Genomic DNA, 6,480 nt, shown 5'->3' with positions numbered 1-6,480 from the left:
TGATGAAAAATATCCATGGCAACTTTGGACTTGTTATTTATTTTCATGTGCCTAAACTTAAAAAAGATATTACTTTTGATTAGATTAAAATCAAAGTAATATCTTTTTTTATTTAAATATCCTCTATTGGCTGAAATACATATAGCTCACAATAATTATCCTTTGATCTTGAATTATCTATATATTCAAATCTAAAGGTATCTGCAAACTTATATCCTGATTTGAAAATCCATTTTCTATATAGTTGAACTAAAAGACGTCCCAAATGCCTAGCATTAAGATTGTCAGGGCAAAAGAAGCCAACAAAGCGGAATACGACATATTTATGCGCTGGGATAGATATACTCGTCATTCCTTCTGGAACAGAATTTAAATCTGATACCTGAGCACTTGGAACATAATATATAAAACCATCGCTGCTCCAATCTGTAAATCCAAAGTATTCTTCTGGATTGATTATGTTTTGAATTTTATCCTTATGATTATAAAAGAAATCTCTTCCATATATGTTTGCACTCTTATCACCAGATTTACTTAATATTTTGTGTTTAATTCCAATTAAATTGAATTTTTGTTTGAATACAAAATGAGGAGTATAGGTGATTGAGTCGCCTATGGATAAAATATCATTAATATTAATTTTTTCTTTAAGTACTAAGCTAAGTGAAGAATTATCAGATCTCACTTTTACAGGAGTATGGCCAAAACATTTTTTAAAAGCCCTAATATAGGATTGTTCATAATCAAAGCCATAGCTTAAGGCAATATCAATGATTCGCATACTTGTATTTATAAGTTCATTAATACTATTTGTTAATTTGCGTCCTTGAACATATTCAATGATAGATTCCCCTGTTAACGATTTAAAAATCCTGTGTAGATAATACTTTGACAGTCCAGTATGAAGAGATATATTATCTAAAGTGATTTTATCATACAGGTTATCTTCAATATATTCCACGGTTTCAATAATAGTTTCTTTCAAGTCTTTCATAATTTAAACACCTTTTCTTAGAAATAATTGCAATAATAAAAAGCAACATCTGTTAATTTTAATGGATAATTTTAATTATAATTGTATTAAAGGCGATTAGGTATTATTCGTTTTAATTCATTATATAGGATTATAGTTATTAATGTAAATACTATAAGATCTAAAAATATTTATAGACTTTATACATTTAGGAGGGTTTTACTATGAAAAGAAGAGTAGTAATCACAGGGATGGGATCTGTTTCATCTCTTGGAATAGGAGCAGATAAACTTTGGGAATCAATTAAAAGCGGGAAATGTGGAATCAGTGAAATTGAAAGAATAGATGTTTCCGATATACCAGCTAAAGTTGCAGCAGAAGTAAAAGATTTTAATCCGGAAGATTTTATGGATAAAAAGGAAGCTAGAAGAACTGATAGATTTGCACAATTTGCTTTAGCAGCAGCTAAATTAGCAGTTGAGAATTCAAAGCTTGATTTAGAAAAGGTAGATAAAGATAGGCTTGGAGTGTTTATTGGAAGTGGTACAGGTGGAATTGAAACTGTAGAAAATCAATGTAATCAATTTTTAGAGAAAGGGTACAAAAGAGTAAGTCCATTTTTAGTACCAATGATGATATGTAATATGGCTTCTGGACTAGTTGCTATAAAATTTGGCGCAAAGGGTTATAATGAATGTTCAGTAACAGCGTGTGCTTCTTCAACTAATGCAATTGGAGATGCATTTAAGGTAATTCAAAGAAATGATGCAGACATTATGATAGCAGGAGGAGCAGAAGCATGTATCACAAGGCTTACTATATCAGGTTTTTGTGCTAGTAAAGCTATGACAACAAACCCAGATCCTAAAACAGCCTGCAGACCTTTTGATACTGAAAGAGATGGTTTTGTAATGGGGGAAGGTTCAGGAATACTTATTCTTGAGGAACTTGAGCATGCGCTAAGCAGAGGTGCTAATATAATTGCAGAAGTTGTTGGATATGGTTGCACAAATGATGCGTATCACATAACTGCACCATCAGAAGGTGGAGAAGGAGCGGCAAAATGTATGCAGAGCGCAATTAAAGATGCAGATATAAATCCTGCTGATATTGGATATATAAATGCTCATGGAACTTCTACACCAGCAAATGATAAAACGGAGACAGAAGCTATAAAAACTGTTTTTGGAGACTATGCACATGAAGTTCAAATTAGTTCCACAAAGTCAATGACAGGACATTTACTAGGAGCTTCAGGGGCTATTGAGGCAATAATAACAGCATCTTCAATTAAAGATGGCTTTATTCCTCCAACAATAAATTATAAGAATCCAGATCCTGAGTGTGATTTAAACTATGTTCCTAATGAAGGTAAAAAGTCAGAATTTACTTATGCTTTAAGCAATTCATTTGGATTCGGTGGACATAATGCATCAATTATTTTAAAAGCTTTTAATTAATTAAGAGAATATCTACTACACCAAAAATATTTTTTGGTGTAGTTTTTATTTTAGGAGCAACGTACTTAGGTTGTTGCTCCTAAATAAATTACACGCTATGAACTGCCCATTGAATAATAGATGTATCTAATTAAGCAATTAAAATGGAACCTATGAAATAGACACAAGAAAAGGACTATTTTATAGGTTTCTTTTTTGTTCAATAATAGTAACGTTTTGAAAAGAAATCTTTTTAAGAAATATATGTAGCTTTTCAATGTATTTGGGTAAATTTTATTGTATATAAGGTTCTATTTCTCATTCATAAATAATCATTCTGACATACACTTGACTAATCTTAATATATAAATATTTAATGAAGTCCATGTGTATAATAAATATTTAGTACAATTTGAAGTGAAAATTTAATTAATGATATCTGATAGTAGAAAATAAATTATACAGTTATTATTTAAAATAATTGGCGCTATAAGCGGAAAAGATAAATAAAGAAGGAAGAAAATTAAAGTACTGAATAAAATTCATATAAATATTTAGCAAAATAACGAAAAATATTTACTAAAATGTTTGGCGGTGTTATAATGAAATTGTAAAAAAACTAATCATATGAAAAGTAAGTATTTAAAAATTTTTAGAGATAAGCTAAATATTTAGGAGGGATGTTATGGAAACAACAGTAAAAAACTTAGAATTTAAAGCGAGACAAGTCAGGAAAGGTGTTTTGGACATGGTTTATGCATCTAAAGCGGGTCATGTTGGAGGCTCAATGTCAAGTGTAGATATACTAACAACATTATATTATAAAGTACTAAATGTTGATCCTGAAAAATTTAGTGATCCAGATAGAGATCGGTTTATATTAAGTAAAGGTCATATTGCAGAATCTCTTTATTATATCTTAGGCGATAAAGGCTTTTTCAATAAGGAAAAATTAAAAACTTATAGCCAATATGGCTCTGCACTAATAGGTCATCCTAATAATAAAAATAATGGAATTGAAGTAAACACAGGATCACTCGGGCATGGGTTACCGGTAGCTGTAGGAATGGCTTTAGCAGGAAAACGTGATAATAGAAATTATAGAGTGTTTACATTAATGGGGGATGGAGAACAAGCAGAGGGTTCTGTTTGGGAAGGTGCTATGGCAGCTGCTAACTATAAGTTGGATAATCTTATTGGAATAATTGATAGAAATGGACTTCAGATATCAGGAACTACTGAAGAAGTAATGGCATTGGATAACTTGAAAGATAAGTGGACAAGTTTTGGATGGGAAGTCATAGAAGTTAACGGGAATAACATTGGAGAATTATTGAAAGCATTTGATAATATTCCTGCTAAAATAGGAAAACCAACAATGGTTATTGCCAAAACGATTAAAGGTAAGGGAATTTCTTATATGGAAAATAAGACTAAATGGCATCATGGAGTGCTAACAGAAGAAGAATATAACCAAGCAGTTAAGGAATTAGAAGGAGGGCTATGTAATGAATAAGATTTCTAATCGTCAAATCATATGCGATACATTAATTAAACTATCAAAAGAAGATAAGGATATTATGGTTGTAACTTGTGATTCTAGAGGTTCTGCTTCCATGGAGAATTTTGCAAATGAATTTCCTGAACAATTTGTTGAGGTGGGAATTGCAGAACAAGATGCTGTTGGAATTGCAGCAGGGCTTGCAACCTGTGGAAAAAAGCCGTATGTAACATCTCCGGCTAGCTTTTTATCAATGAGAAGTGTAGAGCAAATTAAAGTTGATGTTGCCTATTCGAAAACTAATGTTAAATTAATTGGAATTAGCGGTGGTGTTAGTTATGGAGCTCTTGGAATGACTCATCATTCTCTTCAGGATATTGCAGTTATTAGAGCTATTCCAGGCATTGCAGTGTTGATTCCAGCAGATAGATTTGAAACTAAAAAGATGATTGAAGCATTTCAGAAATATAATAAACCGGCATACATTCGTATTGGAAGAAATGCAGTGGAAGATGTTCATGAAAATGAAAATTTTGAATTTGAAATTGGTAAGGCTAATCTTCTTCATGAGGGTAATGATATTACAATAATTGCTACAGGAGAAACAGTTAAAGCTGCACTAGATGCAAGCAAAGAATTAGAAACCAATGGGATAGGTTGCAGAGTTTTAAGCATGCACACTATAAAACCATTGGATGAAGAAGTGATTATAAAAGCAGCTAATGAAACGAAAGGAGTTATCACAATAGAAGAACATAGTATTTACGGAGGGCTTGGAGCAGCCGTATCAGAAGTTGTTTGTCAAACGACTCCAACAAAGATGAAAATCCTTGCAATTGCAGATGAAGCTCCTGTAACAGGAAATACTAAGGAAGTGTTCAATTATTATGGATTAACCGCAGAAAATTTAGTGAAAGTAGCAAAAGAAATGCTAAAATAATGAAGTTAAAAATTGGCTTATGTTAGTCTAGGGCGTAAGATAGTAGGAGATAAATCCTATTATGAATCGAATCGAATGCAGAAGAAGTGGGAAAAGTAGCAATGGAGTTGATTAAATGGCAAAGTATATTATTGGAATAGATCAAAGTACTCAGGGAACAAAGGCTCTTTTGTTTGATGAAGAAGGAATGCTTTTACAAAGAACAGATTTGCCACATAAGCAAATTGTTAATGACAAGGGATGGGTATCTCATGATCCTATGGAAATATATCGAAATACAATTGAAGTAGTTAAAAACTTGGTTGAAGAAACTAAGATTGATAAGAATGAAATTGTAGGCGTAGGAATCAGTAATCAAAGAGAAACCTCGCTTGTGTGGGATAAGGAAACTGGAGAGTCAATTGACAGTGCTATTGTATGGCAATGCTCGAGAGCTACGGAAATATGCGAGCGAGTAGAAAGACTAGGAAAAGCAGAGTTAATTCGTCAAAAAACTGGCATGAATTTATCACCATATTTTCCGGCATCAAAACTGGCATGGTTACTTGAAAATATCGAAAGAACAAAAAAGGGGACAGAAACTGATAAATTATGTTTTGGTACAATTGATAGTTGGTTGATTTATAAGTTAACAAATGGGTTGTCTTACAAAACGGATTATTCTAATGCTTCTAGAACTCAACTATTCAATATAATAGAATTGAAATGGGATGAGGAGATATGCGGAATATTTGGAATAAATCCCAAAAATCTAGCAGAAGTATGTGATTCTAATGCAAACTTTGGTGAAACAGATTTTGAAGGATTTCTTGATAAATGTATACCTATTCATAGTGTGATGGGTGATTCTCACGGCGCTCTTTTTGGACAAGGGTGTTTAGAGCGAGGGACGATTAAAACCACATATGGTACAGGTTCGTCAATTATGATGAATATTGGTGAAAATCCAGCTTTGAGTACTCATGGAGTAGTAACATCATTAGCGTGGGGAATGAGTGGAAAAATTAATTATGTATTAGAAGGAAATATTAACTACACAGGTGCAGTTATCACATGGCTAAAAGATAATTTGGAACTGATAATTTCACCAAAGGAAACTGAACAAGCTGCATTAGAAGCAAATCAAGACGACCAGGTATATTTGATACCTGCATTTACCGGACTTGGAGCACCTTATTGGGATAGTAAAGCGACTGCAGCAATTACAGGAATTACAAGAACGACTGGTAAAGTAGAGATAATAAGAGCTGGACTTGAATGCATTGCTTATCAAATTAGTGATGTAGTAAAAGCAATGAGTGAAGATGCAGGTATTACAGTTAAAGAGCTTCGTGTAGATGGTGGGCCGACGAAAAATAAATATTTGATGCAATTTCAAAGTGACATACTTAATATTACAGTGCAGGTTCCGGATACAGAAGAATTATCAGGAATCGGAGTTGCCTATGCAGCAGGCTTAGCTCTTGGTGTGTATGATAATACAATTTTTAACAGGATTAAGAAAAGTGAATTTAGATCTAAAATGGATGACAATTGTAGAAACAAAAAATATCAGGGATGGTTGGCAGCTGTAAAATCTGTTTTATTAAAAAATAATATAAATAAAATGTAGAAATGGATACAACAT

At 32.5% G+C, this 6,480-nt stretch carries 5 protein-coding genes; 4 read left to right on the top strand and 1 reads right to left on the bottom strand.

Annotated features, from left to right (window positions below; translation table 11 throughout):
- Positions 1 to 112: 112 nt before the first annotated feature.
- A complete protein-coding gene (locus CLOBL_RS15025; RefSeq protein WP_077859784.1) occupies positions 113 to 994 on the bottom strand; it encodes a helix-turn-helix domain-containing protein in 882 nt (293 codons plus the stop codon).
- A gap of 203 nt (positions 995 to 1,197) precedes the next feature.
- Between CLOBL_RS15025 and fabF the strand changes: the two genes are divergently transcribed.
- The 4 genes from fabF to CLOBL_RS15005 all read left to right on the top strand — a co-directional run bounded on the left by fabF (position 1,198) and on the right by CLOBL_RS15005 (position 6,465).
- Complete coding sequence (gene fabF / locus CLOBL_RS15020; RefSeq protein ID WP_077859783.1) at positions 1,198 to 2,433, top strand: beta-ketoacyl-ACP synthase II; 1,236 nt, start codon at positions 1,198 to 1,200, stop codon at positions 2,431 to 2,433.
- A 664-nt stretch (positions 2,434 to 3,097) separates the two neighbouring features.
- Positions 3,098 to 3,928: a transketolase gene (locus CLOBL_RS15015; RefSeq protein ID WP_077859782.1), complete on the top strand. Its 831-nt coding sequence runs from the start codon at positions 3,098 to 3,100 to the stop codon at positions 3,926 to 3,928.
- The gene (locus CLOBL_RS15010; protein WP_077859781.1) at positions 3,921 to 4,853 is read left to right on the top strand and encodes a transketolase C-terminal domain-containing protein; all 933 of its coding nucleotides are present in this window, start codon (positions 3,921 to 3,923) and stop codon (positions 4,851 to 4,853) included. The genes CLOBL_RS15015 and CLOBL_RS15010 overlap by 8 nt, the downstream gene beginning before the upstream one ends.
- Positions 4,854 to 4,968: 115 nt before the next feature.
- Complete coding sequence (locus CLOBL_RS15005) at positions 4,969 to 6,465, top strand: glycerol kinase (RefSeq protein ID WP_077859780.1); 1,497 nt, start codon at positions 4,969 to 4,971, stop codon at positions 6,463 to 6,465.
- The last annotated feature ends 15 nt before the right edge of the window (positions 6,466 to 6,480 follow it).

It is taken from the genome of Clostridium sp. BL-8, assembly GCF_002006495.1.
In the GTDB taxonomy this organism is placed as follows: domain Bacteria; phylum Bacillota; class Clostridia; order Clostridiales; family Clostridiaceae; genus Clostridium.
Note: the sequence above shows the minus strand (reverse complement) of the source record. Positions and strands in the feature narration are given on the sequence as shown.

Excerpts from the sequence above, each read along its gene's own strand:
- CLOBL_RS15025 (WP_077859784.1), bottom strand. The coding sequence starts at position 994 with ATGAAAGACTTGAAAGAAACTATTATTGAAACCGTGGAATATATTGAA.
- CLOBL_RS15005 (WP_077859780.1), top strand. The coding sequence starts at position 4,969 with ATGGCAAAGTATATTATTGGAATAGATCAAAGTACTCAGGGAACAAAG.
- CLOBL_RS15015 (WP_077859782.1), top strand. The coding sequence starts at position 3,098 with ATGGAAACAACAGTAAAAAACTTAGAATTTAAAGCGAGACAAGTCAGG.
- CLOBL_RS15010 (WP_077859781.1), top strand. The coding sequence starts at position 3,921 with ATGAATAAGATTTCTAATCGTCAAATCATATGCGATACATTAATTAAA.
- fabF (WP_077859783.1), top strand. The coding sequence starts at position 1,198 with ATGAAAAGAAGAGTAGTAATCACAGGGATGGGATCTGTTTCATCTCTT.